Source organism: Variovorax sp. 10N420 (genome assembly GCF_056394705.1).
The window spans coordinates 446,842-473,305 of sequence record NZ_JBFTIJ010000005.1; the positions used below are offsets into that span (position 1 = coordinate 446,842).

A 26,464-nucleotide genomic window follows, 5' to 3' on the forward strand; every position below is an offset into this window, starting at 1 on the left:
GGTGGGCGTCACAGGATGGGCGTCAGGTCGATGCGGATGCTGCCGGTGCCGTCGAGACGGGCGCTCGCGCCCGGCGGCACGACGACGGTGGTGTCGTACTCCTCGATCACGATCGGTCCGTGGCAGGGCGCAAGGCCGGCCCGGCGAACGATCGGCGTCTCCTGCCAGCCCCAGCGCGCGCCGAAGTAGACCTTGCGGCTGCCGAGCACGCCGCTGCGCAAGGGCGCCAGCGCAGGCTTGACACCGTCGGCGTTCACGCTGGCGGTGCCGCCGCTGCGCGAGCGAACGCGCAGGCGCAGGTTGACGATCTGCACGGGCTCGTCGAGGCTGCAATAGCCATAGGTGCGCTCGTGCTCGGCATGGAAGGCCGTGACGGCAGCGGTGATCGAGGCGGGTTCGAGCGGCAGCGGCAGCGGCATGGCGATCTCGGAACTCTGCCCGCGGTAGCGGAGGTCGAGTTGATGCGTGAGTTCGCTGTCCGCCGGCGGGACGCCTTCGGCGTGCATCAGCTCGTCGGCTTCGGCGCGCAGCAGGTGGAGCAGGTTGCCGATGCGTTCCAGGTCGGCGCTGTCGGCGTCCATGGCGCAGGTGCGCACGAGCCGGTGCTCGATGCGCGTGAACAGCAGGCCGAACGCGCTGAACACGCCCGGCGCCGGCGGTACCACGATGTGGGCGATGCCGGCGTGCAGCGCGAGGGATGCCGCATGCACGGGCCCGCTGCCACCGAAGGCGATCATCGTGAAATCCCCGGGGGCGCGGCCGATCTCGCTGGTCACGGCCTGCACCGCGCGCACCATCGTCGCATCGGCCACCGCATGGATGCCGTGGGCGGCTTCGTGCACCGCGATGCCCAGGGGCTCGGCGACGTGCTTTCGGATCGCACCGTCGGCCGCCACGCTGTCGATCGGCATCGCGCCATCCAGCAGGTGGCTGCGGCTCAGGTAGCCGAGCACGACGTTCGCATCGGTGACGGTCGGCACGTCGCCGCCCAGGCCGTAGCAGGCAGGGCCGGGGACCGATCCCGCACTTTGCGGCCCGACACGCAAGGCGCCGCCGGCATCGATCCAGGCGAGGCTGCCGCCCCCCGCGCCGATCTCGGCCAGATCGATGGCGGGCGCACGCACCACGTAGCCGCCTCCACTCAACAGCCGCTGGCCGGCATTGAGCGCCGCGCCGACTTCGAGCTCCGCCGTCAGCCGCGGCTCGCCGTTCTCGATCAGGCAGGCCTTGGCGGTGGTGCCGCCCATGTCGAACGCGATGATGTTCGCGATGCCGAGCAGCTTGCCGAGCGCCGCGGCACCCACGGCCCCGGCGGCCGGGCCCGACTCGATGCAGTACGCGGGCAGCTGCCGCGCCGTGCCCGCCTTCATCACGCCGCCCGCCGATTGCATGATCATCAGCGGCGCCGTGACCCCTGCCGCCTGCAAGCCGCGTTCGAGCCGGCCGAGGTACTCGTCGACTACCGGTTTCACGAAGGCGTTCACGACGGTGGTGCTGGTGCGCTCGAACTCGCGGATCTCCGGCAGGACCTGGTGCGAAGCCGACACCACCAGCTGCGGCGCGCGGTGCCGTGCGATGTCGAGCAGACGCTTCTCGTGGCGCGGATCGACGTAGGCATGCAGAAGGCAGATCGCGATCGACTCGACGCCCGCCGCGACCAGCCTGTCGACCGCCTGTGCGGCCTGGTCCTCGTCCAGCGGCGTCACGACCTCGCCGGTGGCCGACAGGCGCTCTGTGACTTCGAGGCGCAAGCTGCGGCGCACCAGCGGGACGGGCTTGTCCCACTCCATGTCGTAGAGACGGGGCATGCGCAGACGGCCGATCTCCAGCACGTCGCGAAAGCCCCGTGTCGTGATCAGGCCGACCTTGGCGCCGGTGCGTGTCAGCAGCGCGTTCGTGGCGACCGTGAAGGCATGCACCATGCGTTCCACCGACGCCGGTTCGAGCACCCCGCTGGAGACCATCTGGGCGATGCCCCCCAGGATGCCCTGGCTGTAGTCGTGAGGCGTCGACAGGACCTTGAGAGTCCGGATGTTGTCCTCTGCGTCGGTCACCACCAGGTCGGTGAAGGTGCCTCCGACATCGAATCCGATCTGCTGCATGCTGCCCTTCGTGATAGGCCCCGCGAATCAGCGGCGCGTTGGAAGGACACTGTAGGAGGGCGGCGCATCGGGGAGGTAATCGGAAATCGACGCTCCAGTGATAAGATTTTCTGATCATGCGTGCTTCCATCGCCCAACTCGAAGCCTTCTACTGGATCGCGCGGCTCGGCAGCTTTCATGCGGCGGCGCGCCACCTGCACGTCACCCAGCCCACGATCTCGGCGCGCATCGCCGAGCTGGAGGCGACGCTCGACACCAAACTTTTCACGCGCACCCGACAGCGCGCCGAACTGACGGCGCGGGGTCGTGGCATCGTCGAGCCCGTGGACCGCATGCTCAAGCTCAGCGATGACATCGCGGCGCACAGCCAGAGCGGTCGCACCCTGCGCGGCCTGCTGAGGTTGGGCGCGGTCGAATCGGTCGCGTTGATGACCTTGCCCAGTCTGTTGCCGCGCTTCGTGGCACGTTATCCCGAGCTCAAGGTCGAACTCACGCTGGACGTCGGGGCCGCGCTCAATCGAAAGCTCAACGCGAGCGAGTTGGACGTCGCGGTGCTCACCGACCCGCAGGTGAGCGACGCGATCACCGTCGAGTCCGTCGGCCTGATCGAGCTGGCCTGGTTCGCGGCGCCGCAGCTGAAGCTTCCGCAACGCGCACTCAAGCCGGCGGACCTGCGCAACGTGCCGATCCTCACGATGCCCGAGCCATCGACGATCTATCGCGCGATCCGCAACTGGTTCGACGCCAGCGGCATGGAACCGGTGCGCATGAGCACCTGCAACTCGCTGACCCTGATGGCGCGGCTGGTCACTGCAGGGCAGGGCGCCGCGGTGCTTCCGACGGCGATGGTGCGCAACGAAGTCGAGAGCGGCCAGTTGCGCCTGCTGCCGGTGGCATCGCCCGTAGCGCCCGGCACGCTGGTCGTGGCGTACGCCGGGCCCGCGCACCGCTACAGGCCGCTGGTGCGAACGATCATGGAGTCATTGCAGGAAAGTGAATTGATCGCGCCAGCGTGAGCCAAGCGAAGTCGGCGTTGAAAGCGTGCGCAAAGGCGTCGTCGCACGGCCTCGCGCGATGGAGTGCCCAGCAAGAGCGACCGTCACCGCTTCTGCAGCCCGCAGAAAAGCATTTTCGCGAATTGAGCTGGGACGTCGAACGTCTGCTTGTGGTAGCCCTGTCGGCTAGCCGGGGACGGCTACGTCAATCCTACGAGAGGCTTTCAGTCCTGCTTCCTGTTTTTCAATGAGGGGGCTCGAATTGAGGCAATGAAAACTACCTCGCTGCGCCCGGTCGCCGCCATTGGGCCGGGCGCTCAAAGGATGGCCTTCACCCATTTCGCTGTGTCGCTGGGCTCGGAGGAACATTCCGACCCTGTCGATCTGGGACAAAACCCAAGCGCTGTCGGATAGGATGCACATGTCACTTCGGCAATAGAACCTGCGCCTGGACCCGCAGTGTCCAAGATGGCGCGTAATCCGGGCGCACGACGTTGTAGTAGGCCCCACTCTGGGTATTCAGCGGCAATTTCCCAAGGCGGAAGATCTTGCCGATGCCCCCGCCGAGGGGCACTGTCCATCTCTGCCCGCTTGCTGCCTCCCAGTTCGATGTGATCAAGGGTGATGTGGTCAGGTACAGCCCACCCGGCAAGTTGTAATTCGCGAAGGGCTGCAGGACGAGCTGGTTGATCTTGGGATTGGTCGATGAGCCAGAGACCGACCAGATGTTGTTGATGAGAACCAAACACCCAAGGACTGTTGTTGTTTAGGGTTGTGAGATACCTGCCCGGAGACTGGCGCAGCGCAATGCCGACGACGACCGGAGGGCAGGTGTCGCACAACCCTAAACAGTAGGTTGATGAGTTTGGAAGACAGCTCAGGGCCCAGAAGCGACCTTCGCCACAGGCTCAATCCGGTCCGTCAGCAACTGCAGCGGCCGCCCTCTTCGGCTCGGCTAAGCCCCAGCTGTGGGGGCCGCACTTTTAAAAGTATGCGCTCGTCAGCGAAGTCTGGAAACATTCGGTGCTGAAGTTCCGAAAATATCCGCAACTCGAGAATGCCTTAGTCGAAAATGTCCGCGACCTTAGCAAACTTGCGATCACACGGCTCGTCCCCGCGCCCGATGTGGCACTCTCAGCCTGACGAAAGCCGCACGTCGCACCGACACATCAAGGAGACACCGCAATGGGCCCATTGGCAGGCATCAAGATCATCGAACTGGCCGGCATCGGCCCCGGGCCCATGGCGGCCATGCAGTTGGCCGACATGGGCGCGACCGTGCTGCGCATCGAGCGCCGCGAAGCGGCCGATCTCGGTGTGAAGCGGCCATTGAAGTTCAACCTGTTGTTGCGCAATCGACCTTCGATCGCGCTCGACCTGAAGGACCCCGATGCGATTCGCCTGGTGCTCGACCTCGTCTGCGAGGCCGATGCGCTGATCGAGGGGTTTCGGCCCGGTGTTACCGAGCGCTTGGGATTGGGGCCGGACATCTGTCTCGCGCGCAACCCGAGGCTCGTGTATGGCCGCATGACGGGATGGGGCCAGAGCGGCCCGCTTGCGCAGGCAGCAGGCCATGACATCAACTACATCTCTCTGACCGGCGCTCTGCGCGCGATTGGCCGCAAGGATCAACCACCTACCGTTCCGCTGGCGCTGGTAGGCGACTTCGGAGGCGGCGCGATGTTCCTGGTCATGGGCGTGCTCGCGGCCCTGCTCAATGCGCGCGCCACGGGACAGGGTCAGGTCGTGGACGCGGCCATCGTCGACGGCGCGGCCTCGCTGGCCACGGCCTTCTACGGGCTCTCGGCGGCAGGCCAATGGAACGATCAGCGCGGCAGCAACATCCTCGACTCGGGCGCGCCTTTCTACGACGTGTACGAATGCAGCGACGGGCAATGGATTTCGATCGGTCCGATCGAGGGGCGTTTTCATGCCGACTTGCTGCGACGGCTCGACATCGATCCGAGCACGATCGGCGGCCAGTTCGACGAGGCGGCATGGCCCCAGGCGAAGGCAGCCTACGAGCGGGTCTTCAAGACACGCACGCGCAGCGAGTGGTGCGAGCTTCTCGAAGGCACGGATGTCTGCTTTGCACCGGTGCTGTCGTTCGAAGAGGCGGCCGATCATCCACACCTGAAGGCGCGCGGGACCCTGATCGAAATCGATGGCGTCGTGCAGCCGGCACCTGCACCGCGCTTCGAGCGCACATCAGCGCAAACGCCGAAGCCGCCGCAAGCGCCGTTGCACGGTGCGGCTGCGCAGCAACTACTGGCGCAATGGCTTCCGCCGGATCGATACGAAACATGGCGCAACTCGGCGCTGATGGATCTGGGGCAAGGCTGAGGCAACGCCGCGAAAGAAAGAGCAGGTGCGTGCTCGCGGATGGAGTACTGCGGGTCTTCGGGCTCCTCCTCGGCGTTGAGGTGATAAAGGTTGCCGAAGAACTCGTCGAAGCCGTGCACGGTGGGCGGGAACAAGGCCTTGTTGCGCGGCGCCACACAAGGCTGACGACAAGCGAGGTGCCAGAGCACTATTCACTATTGATAGTGGCGCACCAGCGCCTCGACCAGCTCCTGCGCGTAGGTTGGAAGCCGTGCGCGTTCGCGCGCCAGCACGTAGCGCTCGCGAATGCTCCAGGCGTCGTTCAAGGCCACCAGGGACAGCTGTCCGGCCTCGGCATTGCGCCGCGCCGCGCTCTCGGGAACGATGCCGACTCCCACGCCGGCGCCGATCATCCGGCACATGGCGTCGAAGCTCGACAGCTGGATGCGCAGCTTCAGCGGCTTGCCCAGGCGCTCGGTCACATCGGCCAGGAAAGTCTGCAAGGTGCTGCCCTGGTGCATGCCCACGTGGTCTTCGCCCAATGTTTGCGCGAAGTCGATGCTCTTGCGCCTGCCCAGCGGGTGCCCACGGCGCGTGACCAGCACCAACCTGTCGGTGCTGAAATGCAGTTTCTCCAGCCCCAGCGTGTCCGTCTCGCCCGCCACGATGCCGAGGTCGGCGCCACCATCCAGCACACCTCGGGCGATTTCAGCGTTCGGTTTTTCCTGAAGGTCAATGTTGATTCGAGGATGCGACGCCAAGTAGGCCGGCAAGATTTCCGGCAGGAAGTCCGATACCGCCGTGGTATTGGCAAACACCCGCAGATGACCGCGAAGGCCACCGCCGTAGTCCTGCAGATCGGAGCGCAATTGGTGCGTTTGGCGCAGGATTGCGCGCGTGTGATGCAGGAAGGCTTCGCCAGGGGCGGTAAGGCTCACACCGCGCGCCTCGCGCACCAGCAATGGCAGCCCCGCCTGCTCTTCCAGCGACTTGATTCGAGCGCTTGCCGCAGCCAGCGAGAGCTGCTGGCGGGCGGCGGCGCGGGTGAGGTTGAGCTCCTCGGCCACCAGGACAAAAAGGCGCAGATCGGTCAGGTCGAATTGCATGGAGGTTTTGCGCAGCCTTCGGGAATGACGAAGGCAGTATCTCAAAAAGATCGATTGTTCTTCCGCCCTCGTCGCATCAACATCGAGGCATGCGAGACATTCCCACTTCTGAAGTCGATCTTTCCGGCTGGGTCGGCCGCAGCGAAACACTGCACGATCAGATCGATGCCGCGCCTCTTCGGGGCTTGTCGGCCACATTGGACCGTGACGATCCGGAACCAAGCATCGGCAGTGCGGTGCCGCCGCTGTGGCACTGGCTCTACTTCCTGCCGCAGCACCTGCAACGCGAGATTGGCGCCGACGGCCACGCCAAGCGCGGCGGGTTCCTGCCGCCGGTGCCGTTGCCACGTCGCATGTGGGCCGGCGGGCGGCTGCGCTGGTCTTCCACCAACGCCCTCGTCGTCGGCGATACGGTGCAGCGCGACTCGCGCATCGTTTCCGTCGAACCCAAGTCCGGGCGCTCCGGCGAACTGGTGTTCGTGCTGGTGTCGCACCGCTATGCCAATGCCGCTGGCCTCGCCGTGGAAGAAGAGCACGACATCGTCTATCGAGATGCAGCGGTCCCCGGCGAATCCTCGCCGCCGCCCGTGCTGGCCGAAGCCGATGCACCCTGGCAGCGCGAGGTGCATCCGGACGAGGTGCTGTTGTTTCGCTATTCCGCGCTCACCTTCAACGGCCACCGCATCCACTACGACCGCCCTTACGTGACGCAGGAGGAAGGCTATCCGGGCCTCATCGTGCACGGCCCGCTCATAGCCACGCTGCTGGTCGACCTGGTGCGTCGGCAGCAACCGGACGCACAGCTACTTGCCTTCGACTTCAAGGCACAACGACCCATGTTCGACGGCCGACCCTTCACGCTCAACGGCGCACCGTCGGAAGACGGCAAGACCGTCCGCTTGTGGGCCAGCGACCACGAGGGCTTCCTGGCCATGCGCGCGAGCGCCACCCTGGCCTGAATCGATCTGAAGAATTTCCGAGACCCAACCACATGACTGCCAGTTCCAACAACAACTACCAAGACATCCGCGACGCGGTGCGTGCCCTGTGCGCCGAGTTTCCCGACGAGTACCACCGCAAGATCGACGAGCAGCGCACCTACCCCGAGGCTTTTGTCGACGCCCTGACGCGAGCTGGCTGGCTGGCCGCGCTGATCCCGCAGGAATACGGCGGCTCCGGGCTTGGCCTGGCCGAGGCGTCCGTCATCATGGAAGAGATCAACCGCTCGGGCGGCAACTCCGGCGCCTGCCACGGCCAGATGTACAACATGGGCACGCTGTTGCGCCACGGTTCGCAGCAGCAGAAGGACTTCTACCTGCCACGCATCGCGTCGGGCGAATGGCGCCTCCAGTGCATGGGAGTGACCGAGCCGACCACGGGCACGGACACGACCAAGATCAAGACCACTGCCGTGAAGAAGGGCGACCGCTACGTGGTGAACGGCCAGAAAGTCTGGATCTCCCGCGTGCAGCATTCGGACTGGATGATCCTGCTGGCGCGCACCACGCCGCTCGCCGACGTGAAGAAGAAGTCCGAAGGCATGTCGATCTTCATGGTCGACTTGAAGGATGCGGTAAAGAGCGGCATGACGATCCGGCCGATTCCCAACATGGTGAACCACGAGACCAACGAACTGTTCTTCGAGAACCTGGAAATCCCGGCCGAGAACCTGATCGGCGAGGAAGGACAGGGCTTCAAGTACATCCTAGACGGTCTCAATGCCGAGAGGACACTGATCGCCGCCGAGTGCATCGGCGACGGCTATTGGTTCATCGACCGCGTCTCGCGTTACGTGAAGGATCGCGTGGTCTTTGGCCGACCCATCGGACAGAACCAGGGCGTGCAGTTTCCCATTGCCGAGGCGCACATCGAGTTAGAGGCGGCCAACCTGATGCGCTTCAAGGCCTGTGAGCTGTTCGATCGCCACGAGGCGTGCGGCGCCGAGGTCAACATGGCGAAGTACCTGGCAGCCAAGGCGAGCTGGGAGGCGGCCAACGCCTGCCTGCAGTTCCACGGCGGCTTCGGTTTTGCCTGCGAATACGACGTCGAGCGCAAGTTCCGCGAGACGCGCCTGTACCAAGTGGCGCCGATCTCGACCAACCTGATCCTGTCGTACGTGGCGGAGCATGTGCTCGGACTGCCGCGCTCGTTCTGAACGGAGCAATGCCAATGACACGACCGCTTGAGGGAATCACCGTTGTCTCGCTGGAGCACGCCATTGCAGCGCCTTTCTGCACGCGGCAGTTGGCGGACCAGGGCGCGCGCGTCATCAAGGTGGAACGCCCCGATGTGGGCGACTTTGCGCGCAGCTATGACAAGCGCGTGCACGGACTGTCGTCCCATTTTGTGTGGACCAACCGCTCCAAGGAGAGCATTGCGCTGGACCTGAAGGAGGCCGACGCGCTGGACGCCTTGCGCGCGCTGATATCGCGGGCCGACGTACTGGTGCAGAACCTGGCGCCGGGGGCCGCCGCTCGCATGGGGCTGGACTACGCCTCGCTGCACCAGGCGCACCCGCGCCTGATCGTCTGCGACATTTCGGGCTACGGCGAAAACGGCCCGATGCGCGAGAAGAAGGCGTACGACCTGCTGATCCAGAGCGAGGCGGGCCTCGTGTCGATCTCAGGCACGCCCGACGAACCTTCGAAGGCCGGCAACTCGATCGCCGACATCGCTGCAGGCATGTACGCCTACAGCGCGATCCTGAATGCGCTGATCTTGCGCGGACGCACAGGCGAGGGAAGCCATCTCGACGTGTCGATGCTCGAATCGCTCACGGAATGGATGGGCTACCCCCTCTACTACGCCTACGAAGGCGCAACGCCGCCGCCGCGCGCAGGGGCGGCGCACGCGAGCATTTATCCCTACGGCCCGTTTGCGGCTGGCGACGGCGGCACGGTGATGCTCGGCCTGCAGAACGAGCGCGAATGGAAGCAGTTCTGCGAGAAGGTCATGTGCCGGGGCGCGCTCGCTACCGATCCGCGCTTCGCCTCCAATGCACTGCGCAATGAGAACCGGGCCGCCTTGCGGACCTTGATCCTCCAGACCTTCTCGTCCTTGTCGACCCAGCAGGTCATCGAGCGGCTCGAGGACGCCGGCATTGCCAACGCCCGCATGCGCGACATGGCGCAGCTTTGGGCGCATCCGCAGCTGGCCGCGCGAAAGGTCTGGTGCGACATCGGCACGCCCGCCGGCAATGTCACGGCCATGCTGCCGCCCGCGCGCAGCAACCGGTACGTGCCGCGCATGGACGCAGTGCCGGCGTTGGGCGAGCACACCGAAGCCATCCTGCGCGAGATCGGCCATCCGCCCGTGCGTGCGGACTGAAAACTGCAGGGAACAATTCATGACAGTCAATGAACAACCCGGCGCAAGGCTCGCAGCTGGGTTGAGCGCGATGATCGAAACGTTCGAGAGGCAGGCTGCGCTTGCACGAGCGCGCACCTTTCTTTTTGTGCCGGCAGACCGTCCGGAGCGCCTGGCGAAGGCGCTGGCATCCGGCGCCGACGCGGTGATCGTCGATCTGGAGGACGCGGTCGCGCCTGCGGCCAAGGCTGTGGCACGCGAAGCCTTTCGCCTGGCCTTTGCGGTGCTGGATGCAGCGTCGCGTGCACGGGTGGTCTTGCGTGTGAACTCGGCGACCAGCGAATGGCATAGGGAAGACCTCGAACTAACCGCCGATCTCACGCTTCAGGGGCTCGGCGGCCTGATGCTGCCCAAGGCGGAGGGCGCAGAGGCGCTGCACGCCGTGGCAAGCGCATGCCCCGGACTGCCGCTGTTTCCGCTCGTCGAAACCGGCGAGGGCTTCTTCGGGCTGGACGCCATTGCTCGGGCGCCACGGGTACTGCGACTGAGCCTTGGCCACCTCGATCTGATGGCGGACTTGTCGATGGAACCGAGCGAGGCGCAGGAGGCTCTGGCGCCGGCCCGTTGGGCGCTCGTGCTCGCGTCGCGCCGCGCCGGGCTTGCCCCGCCGATCGATGGCGTCACCCCTGCGATCGACGATGTCGAGCAACTTCGCCGCGAGACGCACCGGGCATTGCACTTCGGCTTTGGGGCCAGGCTGTGCATCCATCCCGCCCAGGTGGCCGCGGTGCATCTCGCGATGGAGCCTTCGGCGGCGCAGGTGGAATGGTCGGCTCGCGTGCTTGCCGCGGCCGCGCAGTCAGTGCAGGGCGCCGTGATGGTCGACGGCAAGATGGTCGATGCGCCGGTGCTGCGGCTGGCGCGGCAATTGCGGGCGCGCAGCAGCGTTCTGAATCGGCTCTAAAGAGGCGCCACAGCGTCCAGAGGTCGCAAGCCTTTGTGGTGCTCGACTTCTTCATCGCGTTGGTGTTGATGGCCTTCGTGATTCCACTGCTCGTCGGGCGAGACGCGGCCTGCCCGCCTGCGTTCGCCGCGCGTACCGCCTGACGGCGCAGCGTCCGACGCCAGAGGCGAGCAGCGCTGCCTAGCGTTGCACGCATGCTGGCTCCTTTTCGCACGCCCTCCTCGGCGCCGTCCTCGTCCCTCGGTGTGCTCACGTTCCACCGTTGCATCAACTACGGCTCCTATTGGCAGACGCGTTGCCTGGTCGAAGGGCTGCAGGCGCGAGGTCACCACGTCCAGGTGCTCGATCACCGTTCGCGGCGCGTGGACTGGGCCGAGTGGCGCTGCGCCTTGAATCCCGTGCTGCCGCTGCCGACCAGCGCAGCTGAACGTTCGGCGTATGCACGGAAGACGCGGGCGCTGCTGCAGGCCGTTGCCGCGCTGCCGCTGTCGCGGCCGTTCTCGCTGGAAGACCCCGTGCAGATGGCGCCGGTCGACACGGTGGTCGTCGGCAGCGACGAAGTCTGGAACCTCGCGCACCCGTGGTACGGCCGGTGCAGTTTGTTCTATGGCGAAGGCTTGCGGGCGCGGCGGCGCATTGCCTATGCGGCGAGTTTCGGCAACTACAGCGCCGAGCGCGGCCTTCCCGCGCCGTGGCGTGGATGGCTCGGGAACTTCGACGCCATTGCCGTTCGCGATGCCAACGCCCAGGCGCTCGTGGCTGGCGCACTGGGCACGGCGCCGCCCGTCGTGCTCGACCCTTGCCTTCAATTTCCGCACGTGGGCGCGAGCGCATTCACCGGCGGCGGCGCGGCCAAGCCCCATGTGGCGGTCTACGGCCACAACTTCAGCCCGGGTTTTGCTGCGCTGCTGCGCGCATGGGCCGACCGTCGCGGCCTGGTCCTGGCCAGCATCGGCTACCGCAACGACTGGTGCGACACGCAATGGCTTACCGCCGGGCCTGAAGATTTCGCCCGCTTCATGGCACGTGCCGACGCGGTCGCAACGAACTTCTTCCACGGCTGCGTTTTCGCGTTGCGCCACCACAGGCCCTTCGTGTGTGAGGAGTCGTCATACCGCGCGGTGAAGATCCGCAACCTGCTCGCCCTGATGGAAGCGGACGACCATCTCGCCGGGCCAGGAGCAAGCTCCGCGGATATCGATGCGCGCCTGTCGCAGGCGCCGTCGCTCGCCGTCGAGGCGCGCCTGCAGGTGCTGCGCGCTGCGTCGCACGCCTGGCTGGACGAAGCGCTGGACGTCGCACCCGAGCAGGTCGAAGGTCCCCGCCATGCCGTCGCATGATGGCGCCCCCGCGGTCAGCCCTGCCGACATCGTTCGCGCCGGCATGTGCATCGGCTGCGGGAGCTGCGCGGCGCGTTCAGCGCAGGCCGGCACTGCCGGCGCAATCCGGATGAGACTGGACCGTGACGGCGAGTTCAAGCCCACCGGCGCTGCCCGTCGCCTGCGGCGCGGCGCGTCCGACTTTGCGCGCACCTGTCCCTTCTCGCCCGCCGCCAACGACGAGACGACGCTGGCCGCCGCTCTCTTTCCGTGTGCCGCCCACGCCGATGGTCGCGTGGGCAGATTCGAGTCCGCCTACGTCGGGCACGCGGCAGAGTGCGGGCATCGCGAGAGGGGCAGTTCAGGCGGCATGGTCAGCTGGACCGCCGCCGAACTGCTGCGCACCGGGCAAGTGGATGCCGTGGCGCACGTTGGCCCCGGCAAGGCAAGCGACGGCGAACGTCTCTTCGCCTACAGGCTGTCGCGCACGGTGGACGAGGTGTGTGCCGGCGCCAAGTCGCGGTACTACCCGGTGGAGCTGTCGGGCGTGCTCGAGGCGATTCGCGCCACGCCAGGCCGCTACGCCGTGGTCGGCGTGCCGTGCTTCATCAAGGCCATCCAGCTGCTGCGCCAGGAAGACCCGGTGCTCAAGGCGCGCGTGTCCTTCACGCTGGGCCTGTTCTGCGGGCACATGAAGAGCACGCGCCTGGCCGAGAGCTTTGCGTGGCAAATGGACGTCCCGCTGGACGAGGTGCGCGGCATGGACTATCGGCTGAAGGACGCGCGGCGGCCGGCCAACTGGTACACCGCGCGTTTCGAGCTTCGCGACGGGCGCACGGCGCAGCGCGACTGGTTCCACCTGGCCGAAGGCGACTGGGGCGCGGGCTTCTTCCAGAACGCTGCGTGCAACGTCTGCGACGACGTCGTCGCAGAGACCGCGGACATCTCGTTCGGCGACGCGTGGGTGGAGCCCTATGCGTCCGATGGCCGCGGGAACAACGTGGTGATCATCCGCTCGGCGCACCTGCACGCCATGGTGCATGACGCCATCGCGCAAGGCCGGCTGGCGCTTGAGGCGGTCGATGCGGATTTCGTGGCGCGCACGCAGGCCGCCGGGCTGCGCCAGCGCCGCGAAGGGCTCGCCTACCGCCTGACATGGCGGCGCCGCGGCCTGCGCCCGCGCAAGCGCGTCATGCCCGACGCCGGCCTGCCGTGGCGGCGCAAGTTGATCTATCGCGCGCGTGCATCCATCACCTTCTGGAGCCGGCACCTCTTCCGCCTGGCGCGGCTAACCGGTGCGACGCGCCTGTACGTGGGTTGGGCACTGGGCGTGCGGGCGATCTACCAGGGCCTGGCGCACTCCACCGGACGCCTGGGTGCGTTGGTGGCGCGGTTCGCGCCCGATGATTGAGGCGCCGGGATAAGCCATTGGTGATATGGAGGGCGGCCTTGACGCGGAGTAAAACGTTTGCCGCCCATTGGCCCTTGCGCCTGTTTGTTCAACCTCCTGAGTGGAGGGCTTTGGCCCTGGAATCACCGCCCGTGGCGGGCAGAGGAAGAGATCATGAACAAACTGCTAGGAAAGGCTGTGCTTTGCTCCGCCGCCATAGCTGCGGCGACGACGATGGGTCCCACGTGGGCTCATCAACTCGGTCGGATGACCGGGGGCGGAAGCTTTGTGTGCAGTGACCAGAGCCAACAAAAAGTGACGCACGGCTTTGAGCTGCATTGCAAGGGCGATCCACCGGCCACTTTGGCCGAGCCCAACAATCTCGAGATCAATTTGTCGGGCGGCGACAACTTCCATCTGACCACGCTGACAGAAGGCAGTCTGTAGTGACACTGGACGCTATCCAGCAGCCGCCGAATGCAGGCTTTGATACCTTCGACGGAGCGGGAACCGGTACTTTCAATGGACTGCCGGCAGAAATTGCATTTACCTTCACCGACGGCGGAGAGCCGGGTACCAAAGACACGGCGCTGGTTCTGATCAAACTGACCGGCACGGGGCAAACAGTGCTCGCTTGCAACACGGCGCCACTGACTTTCGGCAACCAGCAGGCGCACGATGCCACTGGCGGCAAGCAGTAGCGACATGGGCTGCGCGCTCCTGAAGCTCACCATCGTAGAAAAGAGCCGAGCATGCCCAGCGCGCAGCCGGCGCATGGAATAGGCGTCGGTTGTTTGAACACGGCGCTTAGTTCAGGTCCTTGTCCTTCCAGACCTTCGAGCCTCCGAGGGACACCCCCGCCTGCAAGCCGGCCTTGGTCAGCACGTAAGCGGTGCCGCCCGAGAACGCGACAGCACCCACCCCAACATTGGCCTCGTCCCTGCCGGTGCCCGCGCCCGCGGCAGCGCCGGCCGAGGCATCCCAGCCGTTGTCGATGAAGTCGGCCAGCGACTTGGCGTCCTTGAACACGAAGAGATAGCGCGTATCGGAGGCCCCGATCTGCAGGCCTGCGCTCGCCTGAGCGATGTTCATGTATGTGTCCTTTTTGGACTTGCTGTCGTGGGCTATGCCTTTCCCGCCCGCTCCGCCAAGCCCGAAGCTCAAACCGTAGGTCGTGAACACGGCGTAGCCGGGGGCCTTGCCTACGGCGGTCTTGATCTTGGGATCGGCCTTGTAGAAGTCCTCGAGCGCCTGCATGGCCTTTGCCCTGATCTCGGCCTGCTTGGCGGGCTTGTCCTGTGCGTAGGCACCGCCGGCCAGCAACGATGCCAGCGATGCACCAATGACGAGTAGCTTGCGACGTTTCACTGCGTTCTCCTTTCACGAGTCGTGCGGATCCGCCTGAAAGTCTTCCATACGCCGGACGTGAGGACGTCGGACATTCCCTGATTTGCCGATAGGCGCATACGCATGAATTTTGAGAATAGGAGCCCCGGGCGCGTAGGACAAGGGATGCATCCGAGGCGCTCGGACATGCTTCAGCCATGGCCTTTCAGATAGCCAGTCACAAGCCGCGCGCCCTCGTCGATGAGCGCTTCCATTTGATGTTCCGTCAGCGCCTTTGAATAGTGCAGCACCGCGTTATGCGTCAACGCCTCGATGGTCGTGACACATACGAAGGATGCGAGCTCGAGGTCATCGACTCCAAGCTCGTCCCGGGCGCCTTCGAGATAGTCCCTGAACAGACCGAAGTTTTCGCGGCTGAAGGTTTCTACCTTCTCGAGCTTTCCAATGCGCGGAATCTGCTCCGCGAGCACTCGATGCAGCTCGGGATCGACACGGTGGGCCTTCACCGCAATCCTGACGAATTGGCGCATGGCCTCCTGCAGCGGCTCCGACGAGACTCGTGCCAGGCCACTGCGTACTGTTCGCATGATCTGGTGTTGGTGGCGCTCGATCACTGCGACCACGAGAGCCTCCTTGCTCGGGAAATACTGATAGAGCGAACCGACGCTTATCCCCGACACCTCCGCGATGCGATTGGTGCTGGCCTTGTCGAAGCCCTCCTTGACCAGAATGCGAGCAGTTGCCTCGACGAGGCTGTCCACAGTGGCGCGCGATCGTGCCTGGGTGGCGATTTTCCTGGGGCCAATGACCGGCTTTCGTGCCATTTTTGACTGCCGCCAATGCGAGTAGAAAAAGCAAATGTTCGCTCGTATTCTAAGTACACGCGCACGGAATGCACTCAGGAGCCCCTTCTTCTTGCACCCACGGTCCGGTCGCGCGCACACCTTCAGGAGACCCATGAAATGGACGACACACTGCACCGCCTCTTCAGATACAAGGCCTGGGCGAACGACCAGCTCTTGACGGCGCTGGCCCGGCTGGACGACAAGTCCGCGATCACTCCATTGGCAGTCAGGGCTTTGAGCCACACCTATGTGGTCGATCGCATATTCGCCGCACACATGAAGCGAGAAGCCCACGCTTACACGTCGGCCAACTTGACGGACATGCCGACCCTGCGCGATCTATCCGCTGATCTCAGAAAGAGCGACCAGGCGTACATCGACTATGTGTCGACGCTCGATGCGGACCAGCTGGCCGAACCCATCGATTTCGTCTTCACTGACGGTGCGCCAGGCTGCATGTCGCGGGAGGAGATGCTCATGCACGTCATCACGCACGGAACAGGTCACCGCGGACAAGTGAGCGCAGTGATGCTGCTCAATTCCGCTGCGCCGGCCAAGGATGGATTGACCACCTATCTGCACGAGGCCGAACCGTCGACGAGAAGGCGGGCCGTCGCTTGAACTGCGCCGACTGCGGCTCGGCCGTCAGTCGAGGCGCGGGCGGACATAGCGCTGCACGCGCTCCTGCTGGGCGCGACTGACCAGCGGGCCCATTTCTGTCTGTGGATCCTCGGGCTACAGTGGCGTAGAAAGACCTTGCCTGCAATCGTTTTTCAGCCCGCTTGCCCGCCCCCCAGCCTGAGGAGCCAAAGTGTTTTCCCACATCTTCATCAGCGTCACCGAATTCGAACGCGCGCTGAACTTCTACAGCGCCGTGATGGACAGCTTGGGCGTCGAACTGCGCTTCTGTGAGCGAGAGAGGCCATGGGCCGGCTGGAACAGTCAAGGGGGCGCACGCCCGTTGTTCGTCATCTGCAAGCCATTCAACGGGCAGCCGCACAACCCCGGCAATGGGCAGATGACCGCCTTTGCCGCGACGTCTCGCGCAGTCGTGCGTGCCGCGTACGAAACCGCGTTGCAGAACGGTGGCATCTGCGAGGGACCACCCGGCCTACGCCCTCAGTACCACGACAACTACTACGGCGCGTACTTTCGAGATCCTGACGGGAACAAGCTGTGCGCGGCCTGTCATGCGCCGGCCGTCGATGGCGCATGAATCTGGCAGGCGTCGTGAGGGCATCGGCCTGAAATGATGCGGAATGCATGCCGACTGCTTATGATTGCGTCCATGACCACCCCCTTGATTTGCTCCCTCGTTGCCCCGGGCACGCTGCTTCGCGCAGCGACCCGCGCACGTGCGGCCGCAAAGAAGGCACGTCGTCAGCTGACGCCAGCACACTCCTAAGCCCGGCGGTCCGCTCTCTCCTCTTCAGCGCAACCATCCACCGCCGGGCACCTCCCCCGCGCGTCCGCGGGTGCCATTCACAGACGGCACTCGCATTCGATGGAGTGCAACCATGCATGCAGTTGTTCACGGTGAGCGCACGCTCACCGAACTTGATTTCGCCCGCCTCACGAAGCTCCTGGGCCAGCAGCTTCCACCCCCGCTTGCGGACCTGCTCGCCAGCGCGGAGGTCACGAACTCGCGCGCCGTCGCAGCTGACGTCGTCACGATGTATTCGCGCGTCGAAGTCGTCGACGTGCATACGCGCAGGCGCCAGGTGCTCACGATTTGCTACCCGGGCGATGCCCAGCCCGCGGCCGGCTACATCTCGGTGCTCTCGCCGGTGGGGATCAATCTCCTGGGCCTGAGGACCGGCGACGTCGCCAAGTGGCTCACGCCCACAGGCGAAGCGTGCGAAGCCGAAATCGCCGCCATCCAGTACCAGCCCGAGGCTGCCGGGGACTACTCCCGGTAGTCGCTGACCTTCACCCCGCTTTCCCTTCATCGCGACTTGCGCGTTGGAAGGCTGGCGCTAGCCTTTTCGAAAGTATCGAAAGGATCGAAAGGAATTGCCATGACTCCTCACTCCATTCTTGCCGTGACTGATTTCTCCCCGCAGGGAGACAACGCGCTCGCGCGAGCAGCACTCCTGTGCGCGGAGCACGGCGCGACGCTCAAGCTCGTCTACCTTGCATATCCCGGAGAGGCTCCCCCTGGCGATGCTGCCTGCAGGCTGACGCACCACGCCCTGCAGCTCAGGCAGCGCCATGGCATTCGTGTGCGTGCGGCAGGCAGGCTCGCGTTCACGTTCGAGGATGTCCTCCCCGAAGCGAGATGCGCCGACCTCGTCGTCTGGGGCACGGCCACCGTCCGAAGCTTGAGGACATTCTTCCTGGGGCAGCCGGTTGAAGAGCTGCTGCGAACCGTCCGAAGGCCCGTTCTCGTCGTGCGACGCGAAGCCGAACATGACTACCGCCGCCTGATCGTTGCCGTGGATTTCTCCGAGGCGTCACGCGGGCTCGTTGATCTTGGCTTTGCGCTCAATCCATCGGCGCGTGTCGAGCTCTTCCATGCGGTGAGCACGGCCAATGAGATGAAGCTCCGCTACGCCGAGGTCTCGGATCGGGCCATCAGGTCTTACCGCAGCGAATGCCGGCGCTACGCACAGGACCGGATGTTCTGGCTGACCGATTCGTACGATTCGAGGCGCAACCGGGTGCTGTCGGCCGTCGGCCACGGCGACGCCGCGCGGCAGACGATCGTGCAACAGCAGAACAGCGGTGCCGAGCTCATCGTCGTTGGCAGGCGACCCTCGTCGCGACTGAGGGATCTCTTTCTGGAGAGCACCGCCAATCGCATCATCGGCCGCTCGGACACGGACGTGCTCGTGGTACCGAACGACTGCGAACGCGCATCCAGCGCGTCCGCTTCGAAGAGGCTTTCAAGTGAAGAGCCGGAGGTACGCCGGGTCAGGGCCGGTGCGCCGAATCCACCGCGCCTTCCCAATCCTGCCGCGATGCTGGGTGGCGCGTGAGAATCAATGAACCTTGATCACTGGCGAACGTCGAGGGCCTGAACCTCGATCTCGACCTTCGCGCCCTTGTAGAGCACGGCCTGCACGCAAGAGCGCGAAGGCAGGCCGTCCGGGAAGTGCTTTGCGTACTCCTGGTTGAAAGCGGCGAAGTCGTCGAGGTCCGACAGCCAGATGGTCGCGCGAATCACGCTGGCCATGCTGGTGCCACATTCCCCGAGTGTCTGCGCGATGCGTTCCAGGACGGCGCGGGTCTGCACCTGCACGTCGCCGTCGATCACGCCGCCCTTCGCGTCCATCGCGAGCACGCCCGAGAGGAACAGAAAACCACCGGCTCGCACTGCCTTGGAGAACGGGACCGGCAAAGGGGAGGGGATGCGTTCGATGTTCATGGCTGTGCACCTTGCTGTTGTTGTGGGTTCGAGGATTGCCGGGTAATGACCTGCCCATTGCGCGCTCCCGTGTGCGCGCCGTGCTTCCAGGTGACGAGGCCGTTCACGATGACGGCCTCGATGCCCTCGGCCGGGGTCTTCGGGGCTTCGTAGCTCGCTGAGTCGCGGATCGTGCCGGCGTCGAAAACGACGATGTCGGCGCAATGCCCGACCTTGAGCGCGCCGCGCTCGTGCAGCCCGAAGTTGCGTGCGGTGAGACCGGTCATCTTCCAGACCGCCGTTTCCAGCGGGAACAGCCCCACGTCGCGGCTGTAATGACCCAGTACGCGCGGGAAGGTACCCCACAGGCGCGGATGCGGCTTCTCGCCGAGTGGAATGCCGTCGGAGCCGATCATGGTTTCATCGAAGGCGAGGATGCGCTGCACGTCGTTCTCGTCCATCAGGAAGTAGATAGCGCTTCCGGGCTGGAGACGGCGCGATGCCTCGACCTTGTCGACGCCCCATTCGCGCGCGATGTCGTCCAGGTCGCGGCCTGCGCATTCAGGGTGCGGCTGGCTGTCCGCGATGAGCACGCGGCAGTCGAGCATCCCGCGGTCCGCGCGGATCATGGTGGAGCCGGCGGTGTAGGGATAGCAGTCCAGGCAGATGCGCTGGCTCTTCATGGCCTCTCGAATGTGCGGCAGCGTGGTCTGCGACTTGCCGAAGTTCTGCGTGTTCTGCACCTTGTGATGCGAGACGACGACCGCCACGCCCAGTTCGCGGCCGATGCGGAAGGTCTCGTCGAGCGACTCCATCACCTGATCGCCTTCGTCGCGCATGTGCGTGACGTAGAGCGCGTTGCGCGCGCTGAGCGGGCGGCAGACCTCGATGATCTCCTCGGTGGTGGCCTTGGCCGCCGGTGGATAGAACGTGCCTGTCGAAAGGCCGATGGCGCCCGCTTCCATCGCCTCCTCGACGAGCGTCTGCATCTGCGCGATCTCTTGGGGCGTGGCTTCGCGGTCGGTGGAGTCCATGGTGACTGCACGCAGCGTTGAATGCCCCACCATCGCCGCCACATTGACCGACGAAGGTTGCGCGCGCAACGCATCGAGGTAGGCGCGGAAGGTGGTGAAGCGATCTTTGGCGGGCATGTCCAGCAGGCTCAGCGGCATGGGCAATTCCATCTCGGCACGCAGCGGCGCGGCGCTGATGCCGCAGTTGCCGGCGATGACGGTCGTCACGCCTTGCGAGACCTTGAAGGGCATGGTCGCCTGCGACAGCACGGCCTGGTCGTCGTGCGTGTGTGAATCGATGAAGCCCGGCGCGACGATGCGGCCGGCGGCTTCGATCACGCTGTCTGCGCTGTGATCGCGAAGATCGCCGATTGCGCTGATGCGCCCGTCGCGCACGGCCACATCCGCGTCGAAGCGGGGTGCGCGCGTTCCGTCGATCACGGTGCCGCCGCGGATCAGCAGGTCATGGTGGTTGGTGGTCATGGTCGACTCCTGAAAGACTCCTGAACGAAAGGGCGGCGGTGCCGCTCAACGGAAGTGGCAAGCCACCCAGTGCTCCTGCGTGCCGTCCGATCCGGCAGGGACCGGGCGCGCCGACAGCGGCGGCGCCTGTTCCTTGCAGACCGGTTGGGCAAGCGGGCAGCGCGTGTGAAAGCGGCAGCCCGAAGGCGGATTGGCAGGGCTCGGCGGATCGCCCTGCAGCAGCATGCGCTGTGCCGGCAAGCGCGGGTTCGGCACGGGCACCGCCGACAACAGAATCTGCGTGTACGGATGGCTCGGCGCGTTGAACAAGGTGTCGCGGTCGGCCAGTTCGACGATGCGGCCGAGGTACATCACAGCCACGCGGTGGCTGATGTGGCGGACCACCGAGAGATCGTGCGCGACGAAGAGATAGGCGATCCCGAACTCGGCCTGCAGGTCCATCAGCAGATTGACCACCTGAGCCTGCACCGAGACATCGAGGGCGGACACCGGTTCGTCGCAGACGATGAGCTTGGGCTGCATTGCCAGCGCACGGGCGATGCCCAGGCGTTGCCGCTGGCCGCCCGAGAACTCGTGCGGGTACTTGTCGATCGCCTCGGGCCGAAGGCCCACTTTGCTGAACAGCCACTGCACGCGTTCGCGACGCTCGGCCGCGGATTGATCGCCGAAGTTCTTCAGCGGCTCGGCCACGATCTCGCCAGCCTTCAGACGTGGGCTCAGCGACGCATAGGGGTCCTGGAAGATGATCTGCACGTCGCGCCGGCGCTGGCGCATCTGCGTGGGACTGAGCTTGAGAAGGTCCTCGCCATCGAGCAGCACCGAACCGGACGTGGGTTCGATCAGCCGCATCACGGACTTGGCTGTCGTGGTCTTGCCGCAGCCCGATTCGCCGACAAGTGACAGTGTCTCGCCGCGCGCCACCGTGAAAGAGACATCGTCCACCGCCTGGACCGGCGGTTGCGGGCGCGAGAGCCAGCGCCCAGGCCTGCTGTAGTGCTTGCGCAGGCCTTCGACCCGCAGCAGGGTGTTGTTCGCGGTCATGCGCTCGCTGCCTCCGATGTGGAAGGGGTATAGCGGCCTTCCTCGACCGCGAAGCAGGCCACGCGGTGGCCGTTCCCTTGCTCTGTCAGGCCCGGAATCTCCGCACTGCAGCGCGCGTTGGCGAGGCTGCAGCGGGCCGCGAAGGCGCAGCCTCGGCGCGGCGCCAGCGGCGAAGGCACGAGCCCGGGGATCTCGGTCAGTCGCGGGCTGCGGGTGTTCATCGATGGCATCGACGCCATCAGCGCGCGGGTGTAGGGGTGCAGTGGCCGGTCGAACAGGTCCTGCACATCAGCCTCTTCGACCTTGCGCCCGGCATACATCACGGCCACTTCGTCGCAGCTCTCGGCCACCACGCCCAAGTCGTGCGTGATCATCACCACGCCCATGCCCAACTCCTTCTGCAGGCGCTTGATCAGATCGATGATCTGGGCCTGGATGGTGACGTCGAGTGCCGTCGTGGGCTCGTCGGCGATCAGCACTTCCGGGTTGCACGCCAGTGCGAGCGCGATCATCACGCGCTGGCGCATGCCGCCCGAGAGCTGGTGCGGATACTCCTTCGCGCGGCGCTCCGGCTCCGGGATCTGCACCAGGCGCAGCATCTCCACCGCGCGTGCCATCGCCTCGGCGCGGCTCCCTTTCTGATGCAGGCGAACCGTCTCCGCGATCTGCCGGCCCACCGTGAGCACCGGGTTGAGCGAGGTCATCGGCTCCTGAAAGATCATCGAGATGCGGTTGCCGCGAATAGCGCGCATCTCCGCTTCGCTGAGCGAAAGCAGATCGGTGCCCCGCAGCCGAACCGCGCCATACAGGCGCGCCGGTGGCGTGGGCAGAAGCCGCATGATCGACATGGCCGTGACGCTCTTGCCGCAGCCCGATTCGCCGACCACGCCCAGCGTCTGTCCGGCGCGCACGGTGTAGGAGACACCATCCACTGCACGCGCCGGGCCGTCGAGCGTGTCGAAGCGGGTGTAGAGGTTGTCCACCTCGAGCAGGACCTCGCCATGTCCTTTGCTTGCTGGTGGCGCGGTGCGTGCGGGAATGTCCATGCGGTTCATCCGAAGAGCCTCGCTTCAGAGTTGACGTGCCAGGCGCGGGTCCAGCGCATCGCGCAGGCCGTCGCCTAACAGGTTGATGGCGAGCACCGTGGCAGCCAGCAGCATCCCTGGATAAAGAATGATGTGGAAAGCCACGGCCACGAAGTTGCGCCCTTCAGCCATCATGTTTCCCCAGCTGGGCGTGGTGGGCGGCACGCCGACACCGAGAAACGAAAGCGCCGCTTCGATCAGCACCGCGGACGAAGCGATGAACGTGGCCTGCACCACCAGCGGCGCGACCATGTTCGGCAGCACATGGCGCAGCAGAATGACCGGCAGCCGCGTGCCCACGGCGTGTGCGGCTTCGACAAAGAGCTGTTCGCGCAACGTGAGCGCCAGCGACCGCACGAGCCGCACCACGCGAGGCACCTCGGGCACGATGATCGCGACGATCACGGTAGCGAGACTTGCGCGCGTCACCGCCATCAGCGCAATGGCCAGCAGGATTCCGGGGATGGCCATCAGCCCATCCATGATGCGCATGACAAAGCCATCGACGCGTCGCACGAACCCCGCCGCCAGCCCGAGCATCACGCCAAGCAGTGTCGAAGCCACGGCCACGCTGATGCCGACGATGAGCGAGACGCGTCCCCCCCACACAGTGCGGCTGAACACATCGCGCCCGAGTGCATCGGTGCCGAACCAATGTTCCGATGAAGGCGCCTGCATGCGCGCGAGCGGGTCGATGTCCTGCGGATCGTGGGTGGCAATCCACGGGGCTGCCAAGGCAATCGCAGCCATGATCAACAGCAGCACGGCGCCGACGATGAGGGTCGGATGCTTGCGCACCCACCGCCAGCGCGGAGGAACGAACACCGATTCGTCGCTCGGTGGTGCGGTCTTTGATAGGGGGACGGCGGACATCGGGTTGTTGTGCCTCGTGTCAGGAGCTATGGGATGCAGTGGAAGGCTGCATTGAAGCGGTGGGGGTGTGTGGCGAGGATGCCCGGTGGTCCCCTCCGCGAATGTCCCCCGGCTTCGCCTCCTCCTTTATTTCGCTGCGGGGACCACCGGGCATCCTCGCCACAGTGACGCTCGTGTTGTGCCGGCGGATCAACCACCGCTGCGCCCATGGATCGCGACGATGGTGTGCTCTGCGCAGCGAAATAAAGGAGGAGGCCAAAGGCCGGGGGACATTCGCGGAGCAGAGTACGCCGTCGGCGCGATCCCGCCCCAGCCCTCGCTTCAGCATTCCAAGCACGATGGGCTTCATCTCAATACCGAATCCGAGGATCGAAGAGCTGATAACTCAAGTCGATCAGCAAATTGATCACGACATACACCCCCGCAGAGAGCAGCAGCACGCTCTGAATCACCGGATAGTCGTGTCGTTGAACCGAATCGACCACCAGCCGCCCCACACCGGGAATGGCGAACACCGTCTCCGTCACGACGACGCCGCCGATGAGCAATGCGATGCCCACGCCGACTGTCGTTGCAATCGGCACCGCCGCATTTCGTAATGCGTGGCCCAGCACAGGCAGCACACCGAGACCCTTGGCGCGCGCGGTGCGGATGTAGTCTTCGTGCAGTACTTCCATCACCGTCGCGCGCGTCATTCGCGTGACCAGTGCGATATAGACCAGCGCGAGATTCACGCAGGGCAGAACGATACTTCGCAGCCACGGGCCGAGGCCCTCGCTCATTGGCACATAGCCCTGCACCGGGAACCACGGCAGCCGGATGGCGAAGCCGTAGACCAGCAGGTAGCCCACCAGAAACGAGGGCACCGAGAACGCAAGCACCGCGAACAGCATCACCAGCCGATCGACCCAACTGCCCGCGCGATGCGCGGCGAGCGTGCCGAGCGGAATGGCGATCAGGATCGTGAAGAGCATCGTGACCAAGGCAATCGTCAGCGTGGGCGCGATGCGCTGGCCGAGCAGGGTCGTCACCGGGACCTGCGTGAAGATCGACGTGCCCAGGTCACCTGTCGCCAGCTTGCCGATCCAGATCAGGAACTGCTGCCAGATCGGCAGGTTCAGGCCCAAGGCTTCGCGCAAGTGGCGGATGTCGTCCTCGGTGGCAAGGTCGCCCGCGATGAGCGCGGCCGGATCGCCGGGCGACAGATGGATCAGCAGGAAGACCACCACCGCCACCACCGCCATGACAGGCAAGGTGGCGACAAGGCGACGCAGGATGTAGCCCATGGTTGGCGCTTGCTGGCAGTCTTACTTGTCCAGCGCCCAGACCAGCGGCATGCCGCCCCAGAGCTTGTCGAGGCCCTTGAGATCGGCGCGCGCGGCATAGACGGCGGAATACTGGCCGGCGTTGATGTAGGGCACGGCTTCGTAGGCGCGGGCCTGGAATGCGTCGAGTCGCGGCTTGCGCTGGGACGCATCGGTGGCCTGGAGCCAGGCGGCGCGCAAGGCGTCGAGTTCCTTGTCGCAAGGCCAGCCGGGCAAGGAATTGCCGCAGGCCGGGCTCAGGTAGGCATTGGTGATGGGCGAGTTGGCGTCGAACTCGCCGGCAACGGTCACGTACACGTTCCAGCCGCCTGCCGACGGTGCGTCGCGCTTGGCGCGGCGGGCACCGATCGAGGCCCAGTCCATCGACTGCATGTCGACGTTCACGCCAATGCTGCGCAGGGTCTGCGCGGCCATGAGCGCGAGCGCATTGAGGTAGGTGACGTCTGTCGGCACCAGCAGCACAACCTTCTCGCCCTTGTAGCCGGACTCGGCCAGGAGCGCCTTGGCCTTCGCGAGGTCCGGCTTGGCGTGACCCTGCGAGCCGGCCGCCGTGTCGTTGGGGCTGCCGCAGATGAAGTAGGTGTGGCAGTAGGCCATGCGCATGTCCGCCGGGTAGCCCATTGCCGCGACGAACCGCTCCTGGTTCACCGCCAACTGGAAAGCCTGGCGGGCCTTGATGTTGTCGAAGGGCGGATGCAGCTGGTTGAGCACCAGGAAGGCCTGGTAGCTGCCGCCGGTCCCCACCTTGATCTTGCTGTCGGCGCGCAGCGGTGCGATGTAGTCCGGCGGGAGCTGTTCGATCAGGTCCACCTCGCCGCGCTGCAAGGCGGCCACGGCGCTGTTTGCGTCGGGCAGGTAGAGCCATTCCACGCGATCGAAGTTGCTCTTCTTGCCGCCGGACAGGCCATTGACGGGCTCCGTGCGCGGCACGTATTGCGTGTTGCGCACGAAGACCGCCTTGTTGCCGGGCACCCACTCGTCGCGCTTGAAGACGAAGGGGCCGGAACCCAGCACTTCGGTCATTGGCGAGGTGGCAGGCAGCTTGGCGAGCTTCTCCGGCAGGATGAAGGCCGGGTAGCCCGAAGGCTTGGCGAGTGCGTCCAGCACCATGCCGAAGGGCTCCTTCAGCGCCAGGGTGAAGGTGCGGGCGTCGACCGCCTTCCATTCGGCGCCGTTTGCCGCCAGCGCGCGGCCGAGGCTGTCGCGGCTGGTCCAGCGTTGCAGCGAGGCGATGACGTCCGCGGGCGTGACGGGCGAGCCGTCGGAGAACTTCAGTCCCGGGCGCAGCGTGAAGCTCCACTGCTTGCCGTCCGGCGACTGGGTGTACTTCTCCACCATCTGGGGCTGGGGCTTGCCGGCGGTGTCCTGCGCGAACAGGGTGTCGTAGACCATGTAGCCGAAGTTGCGCGAGATGTAGGCCGTGGTGAAGGTCGGATCGAGGATCTTCAGGTCGGCATGCGCCACGATGCGAAGGGTCTTCGCCGGTGGCTGCGTCTGCGCCATCGCGGCCGGGCTGAGGATGCCCAGCGTGAGGGCGCCAAGGGCGGCCAGGGCAGCAAGGGTGCGTCGTTTCATCGTCGGAACTCCGGGAAGGGTCGTCAC

26 protein-coding genes are annotated in these 26,464 nt (G+C 65.5%); 14 read left to right on the top strand and 12 right to left on the bottom strand.

Going from position 1 to position 26,464, the window contains the following annotated elements:
* Nucleotides 1–8: 8 nt before the first annotated feature.
* Nucleotides 9–2,102 (bottom strand): hydantoinase/oxoprolinase family protein, encoded by a 2,094-nt coding sequence (locus AC1DEK_RS16005; protein ID WP_478126229.1) that lies wholly within the window; start codon nt 2,100–2,102, stop codon nt 9–11.
* Nucleotides 2,103–2,218: 116 nt separating this feature from the next.
* Here AC1DEK_RS16005 and AC1DEK_RS16010 point away from each other — a divergent pair, with 116 nt between their 5' ends.
* The gene (locus AC1DEK_RS16010; RefSeq protein ID WP_478126230.1) at nt 2,219–3,118 is read left to right on the top strand and encodes a LysR family transcriptional regulator; all 900 of its coding nucleotides are present in this window, start codon (nt 2,219–2,221) and stop codon (nt 3,116–3,118) included.
* Nucleotides 3,119–3,521: 403 nt separating this feature from the next.
* On the opposite strand, the gene AC1DEK_RS16015 is transcribed toward AC1DEK_RS16010, so the two are convergent.
* Nucleotides 3,522–3,842 carry a hypothetical protein gene (locus AC1DEK_RS16015; RefSeq protein ID WP_478126231.1) on the bottom strand — a complete coding sequence of 107 codons (321 nt, stop codon included), beginning with the start codon at nt 3,840–3,842 and terminating at the stop codon, nt 3,522–3,524.
* A gap of 440 nt (nt 3,843–4,282) precedes the next feature.
* Here AC1DEK_RS16015 and AC1DEK_RS16020 point away from each other — a divergent pair, with 440 nt between their 5' ends.
* Nucleotides 4,283–5,440 (top strand): CaiB/BaiF CoA transferase family protein, encoded by a 1,158-nt coding sequence (locus tag AC1DEK_RS16020; RefSeq protein ID WP_478126232.1) that lies wholly within the window; start codon nt 4,283–4,285, stop codon nt 5,438–5,440.
* A gap of 194 nt (nt 5,441–5,634) precedes the next feature.
* Here the strand turns inward: AC1DEK_RS16020 and AC1DEK_RS16025 are convergent, their stop codons facing one another.
* The gene (locus AC1DEK_RS16025; RefSeq protein WP_478126233.1) at nt 5,635–6,525 is read right to left on the bottom strand and encodes a LysR family transcriptional regulator; all 891 of its coding nucleotides are present in this window, start codon (nt 6,523–6,525) and stop codon (nt 5,635–5,637) included.
* An 89-nt stretch (nt 6,526–6,614) separates the two neighbouring features.
* Between AC1DEK_RS16025 and AC1DEK_RS16030 the strand changes: the two genes are divergently transcribed.
* From AC1DEK_RS16030 to AC1DEK_RS16065, 8 genes are all read left to right on the top strand, one after another.
* Nucleotides 6,615–7,484 carry an HTD2 family dehydratase gene (locus tag AC1DEK_RS16030; RefSeq protein WP_478126234.1) on the top strand — a complete coding sequence of 290 codons (870 nt, stop codon included), beginning with the start codon at nt 6,615–6,617 and terminating at the stop codon, nt 7,482–7,484.
* A 32-nt stretch (nt 7,485–7,516) separates the two neighbouring features.
* Nucleotides 7,517–8,680 (top strand): acyl-CoA dehydrogenase family protein, encoded by a 1,164-nt coding sequence (locus AC1DEK_RS16035; protein ID WP_478126235.1) that lies wholly within the window; start codon nt 7,517–7,519, stop codon nt 8,678–8,680.
* A 14-nt stretch (nt 8,681–8,694) separates the two neighbouring features.
* On the top strand, nt 8,695–9,852 hold the full coding sequence (locus tag AC1DEK_RS16040; protein ID WP_478126236.1) for a CaiB/BaiF CoA transferase family protein: 1,158 nt from the start codon (nt 8,695–8,697) through the stop codon (nt 9,850–9,852).
* Between the two features lie 19 nt (nt 9,853–9,871).
* On the top strand, nt 9,872–10,795 hold the full coding sequence (locus AC1DEK_RS16045; RefSeq protein ID WP_478126237.1) for an HpcH/HpaI aldolase/citrate lyase family protein: 924 nt from the start codon (nt 9,872–9,874) through the stop codon (nt 10,793–10,795).
* A gap of 194 nt (nt 10,796–10,989) precedes the next feature.
* Nucleotides 10,990–12,135 carry a polysaccharide pyruvyl transferase family protein gene (locus AC1DEK_RS16050; protein ID WP_478126238.1) on the top strand — a complete coding sequence of 382 codons (1,146 nt, stop codon included), beginning with the start codon at nt 10,990–10,992 and terminating at the stop codon, nt 12,133–12,135.
* Nucleotides 12,122–13,525: a Coenzyme F420 hydrogenase/dehydrogenase, beta subunit C-terminal domain gene (locus tag AC1DEK_RS16055; protein ID WP_478126239.1), complete on the top strand. Its 1,404-nt coding sequence runs from the start codon at nt 12,122–12,124 to the stop codon at nt 13,523–13,525. The genes AC1DEK_RS16050 and AC1DEK_RS16055 overlap by 14 nt, the downstream gene beginning before the upstream one ends.
* A gap of 153 nt (nt 13,526–13,678) precedes the next feature.
* On the top strand, nt 13,679–13,951 hold the full coding sequence (locus AC1DEK_RS16060; RefSeq protein ID WP_478126240.1) for a hypothetical protein: 273 nt from the start codon (nt 13,679–13,681) through the stop codon (nt 13,949–13,951).
* Entirely contained in the window at nt 13,951–14,205 is a 255-nt protein-coding gene (locus AC1DEK_RS16065; RefSeq protein WP_478126241.1) for a hypothetical protein, read from the top strand. Before AC1DEK_RS16060 ends, AC1DEK_RS16065 begins: the two co-directional genes overlap by 1 nt.
* Nucleotides 14,206–14,311: 106 nt before the next feature.
* Here the strand turns inward: AC1DEK_RS16065 and AC1DEK_RS16070 are convergent, their stop codons facing one another.
* The gene (locus AC1DEK_RS16070) at nt 14,312–14,872 is read right to left on the bottom strand and encodes a lipid-binding SYLF domain-containing protein (RefSeq protein ID WP_478126242.1); all 561 of its coding nucleotides are present in this window, start codon (nt 14,870–14,872) and stop codon (nt 14,312–14,314) included.
* A 170-nt stretch (nt 14,873–15,042) separates the two neighbouring features.
* Nucleotides 15,043–15,675 (bottom strand): TetR/AcrR family transcriptional regulator, encoded by a 633-nt coding sequence (locus AC1DEK_RS16075; RefSeq protein ID WP_478126243.1) that lies wholly within the window; start codon nt 15,673–15,675, stop codon nt 15,043–15,045.
* Nucleotides 15,676–15,813: 138 nt separating this feature from the next.
* On the opposite strand from AC1DEK_RS16075, the gene AC1DEK_RS16080 reads away from it, so the two are divergent.
* The 4 genes from AC1DEK_RS16080 to AC1DEK_RS16095 all read left to right on the top strand — a co-directional run bounded on the left by AC1DEK_RS16080 (nt 15,814) and on the right by AC1DEK_RS16095 (nt 18,674).
* A complete protein-coding gene (locus AC1DEK_RS16080) occupies nt 15,814–16,317 on the top strand; it encodes a DinB family protein (protein ID WP_478126244.1) in 504 nt (167 codons plus the stop codon).
* 190 nt (nt 16,318–16,507) lie between these two features.
* Entirely contained in the window at nt 16,508–16,912 is a 405-nt protein-coding gene (locus AC1DEK_RS16085; RefSeq protein ID WP_478126245.1) for a VOC family protein, read from the top strand.
* Nucleotides 16,913–17,213: 301 nt separating this feature from the next.
* Entirely contained in the window at nt 17,214–17,615 is a 402-nt protein-coding gene (locus AC1DEK_RS16090) for a GreA/GreB family elongation factor (RefSeq protein WP_478126246.1), read from the top strand.
* 99 nt (nt 17,616–17,714) lie between these two features.
* Nucleotides 17,715–18,674: a universal stress protein gene (locus AC1DEK_RS16095; protein ID WP_478126247.1), complete on the top strand. Its 960-nt coding sequence runs from the start codon at nt 17,715–17,717 to the stop codon at nt 18,672–18,674.
* Nucleotides 18,675–18,691: 17 nt separating this feature from the next.
* Here AC1DEK_RS16095 and AC1DEK_RS16100 read toward each other — a convergent pair whose 3' ends face one another.
* The 7 genes from AC1DEK_RS16100 to AC1DEK_RS16130 all read right to left on the bottom strand — a co-directional run bounded on the left by AC1DEK_RS16100 (nt 18,692) and on the right by AC1DEK_RS16130 (nt 26,437).
* Nucleotides 18,692–19,063 carry a RidA family protein gene (locus tag AC1DEK_RS16100; protein ID WP_478126248.1) on the bottom strand — a complete coding sequence of 124 codons (372 nt, stop codon included), beginning with the start codon at nt 19,061–19,063 and terminating at the stop codon, nt 18,692–18,694.
* Nucleotides 19,060–20,538: an N-acyl-D-amino-acid deacylase family protein gene (locus AC1DEK_RS16105; protein WP_478126249.1), complete on the bottom strand. Its 1,479-nt coding sequence runs from the start codon at nt 20,536–20,538 to the stop codon at nt 19,060–19,062. The genes AC1DEK_RS16100 and AC1DEK_RS16105 overlap by 4 nt, the downstream gene beginning before the upstream one ends.
* A 45-nt stretch (nt 20,539–20,583) precedes the next feature.
* A complete protein-coding gene (locus AC1DEK_RS16110; protein WP_478126250.1) occupies nt 20,584–21,579 on the bottom strand; it encodes an ABC transporter ATP-binding protein in 996 nt (331 codons plus the stop codon).
* Complete coding sequence (locus AC1DEK_RS16115) at nt 21,576–22,625, bottom strand: ABC transporter ATP-binding protein (RefSeq protein ID WP_478126251.1); 1,050 nt, start codon at nt 22,623–22,625, stop codon at nt 21,576–21,578. Before AC1DEK_RS16115 ends, AC1DEK_RS16110 begins: the two co-directional genes overlap by 4 nt.
* 24 nt (nt 22,626–22,649) lie before the next feature.
* Nucleotides 22,650–23,537, bottom strand: a complete 888-nt coding sequence (locus tag AC1DEK_RS16120) for an ABC transporter permease (protein ID WP_478126252.1) — start codon at nt 23,535–23,537, stop codon at nt 22,650–22,652.
* A gap of 350 nt (nt 23,538–23,887) precedes the next feature.
* Nucleotides 23,888–24,823: an ABC transporter permease gene (locus AC1DEK_RS16125; protein WP_478126253.1), complete on the bottom strand. Its 936-nt coding sequence runs from the start codon at nt 24,821–24,823 to the stop codon at nt 23,888–23,890.
* Nucleotides 24,824–24,844: 21 nt separating this feature from the next.
* Nucleotides 24,845–26,437: an ABC transporter substrate-binding protein gene (locus AC1DEK_RS16130; protein WP_478126254.1), complete on the bottom strand. Its 1,593-nt coding sequence runs from the start codon at nt 26,435–26,437 to the stop codon at nt 24,845–24,847.
* Nucleotides 26,438–26,464 lie beyond the last annotated feature (27 nt).

Coding starts and splice junctions, on each gene's coding strand:
- AC1DEK_RS16005 (WP_478126229.1), bottom strand. CDS start 2,102: ATGCAGCAGATCGGATTCGATGTCGGAGGCACCTTCACCGACCTGGTG.
- AC1DEK_RS16010 (WP_478126230.1), top strand. CDS start 2,219: ATGCGTGCTTCCATCGCCCAACTCGAAGCCTTCTACTGGATCGCGCGG.
- AC1DEK_RS16020 (WP_478126232.1), top strand. CDS start 4,283: ATGGGCCCATTGGCAGGCATCAAGATCATCGAACTGGCCGGCATCGGC.
- AC1DEK_RS16025 (WP_478126233.1), bottom strand. CDS start 6,525: ATGCAATTCGACCTGACCGATCTGCGCCTTTTTGTCCTGGTGGCCGAG.
- AC1DEK_RS16030 (WP_478126234.1), top strand. CDS start 6,615: ATGCGAGACATTCCCACTTCTGAAGTCGATCTTTCCGGCTGGGTCGGC.
- AC1DEK_RS16035 (WP_478126235.1), top strand. CDS start 7,517: ATGACTGCCAGTTCCAACAACAACTACCAAGACATCCGCGACGCGGTG.
- AC1DEK_RS16040 (WP_478126236.1), top strand. CDS start 8,695: ATGACACGACCGCTTGAGGGAATCACCGTTGTCTCGCTGGAGCACGCC.
- AC1DEK_RS16045 (WP_478126237.1), top strand. CDS start 9,872: ATGACAGTCAATGAACAACCCGGCGCAAGGCTCGCAGCTGGGTTGAGC.
- AC1DEK_RS16050 (WP_478126238.1), top strand. CDS start 10,990: ATGCTGGCTCCTTTTCGCACGCCCTCCTCGGCGCCGTCCTCGTCCCTC.
- AC1DEK_RS16055 (WP_478126239.1), top strand. CDS start 12,122: ATGCCGTCGCATGATGGCGCCCCCGCGGTCAGCCCTGCCGACATCGTT.
- AC1DEK_RS16060 (WP_478126240.1), top strand. CDS start 13,679: ATGAACAAACTGCTAGGAAAGGCTGTGCTTTGCTCCGCCGCCATAGCT.
- AC1DEK_RS16075 (WP_478126243.1), bottom strand. CDS start 15,675: ATGGCACGAAAGCCGGTCATTGGCCCCAGGAAAATCGCCACCCAGGCA.
- AC1DEK_RS16080 (WP_478126244.1), top strand. CDS start 15,814: ATGGACGACACACTGCACCGCCTCTTCAGATACAAGGCCTGGGCGAAC.
- AC1DEK_RS16090 (WP_478126246.1), top strand. CDS start 17,214: ATGCATGCAGTTGTTCACGGTGAGCGCACGCTCACCGAACTTGATTTC.
- AC1DEK_RS16095 (WP_478126247.1), top strand. CDS start 17,715: ATGACTCCTCACTCCATTCTTGCCGTGACTGATTTCTCCCCGCAGGGA.
- AC1DEK_RS16100 (WP_478126248.1), bottom strand. CDS start 19,063: ATGAACATCGAACGCATCCCCTCCCCTTTGCCGGTCCCGTTCTCCAAG.
- AC1DEK_RS16105 (WP_478126249.1), bottom strand. CDS start 20,538: ATGACCACCAACCACCATGACCTGCTGATCCGCGGCGGCACCGTGATC.
- AC1DEK_RS16110 (WP_478126250.1), bottom strand. CDS start 21,579: ATGACCGCGAACAACACCCTGCTGCGGGTCGAAGGCCTGCGCAAGCAC.
- AC1DEK_RS16115 (WP_478126251.1), bottom strand. CDS start 22,625: ATGGACATTCCCGCACGCACCGCGCCACCAGCAAGCAAAGGACATGGC.
- AC1DEK_RS16120 (WP_478126252.1), bottom strand. CDS start 23,537: ATGTCCGCCGTCCCCCTATCAAAGACCGCACCACCGAGCGACGAATCG.
- AC1DEK_RS16125 (WP_478126253.1), bottom strand. CDS start 24,823: ATGGGCTACATCCTGCGTCGCCTTGTCGCCACCTTGCCTGTCATGGCG.
- AC1DEK_RS16130 (WP_478126254.1), bottom strand. CDS start 26,437: ATGAAACGACGCACCCTTGCTGCCCTGGCCGCCCTTGGCGCCCTCACG.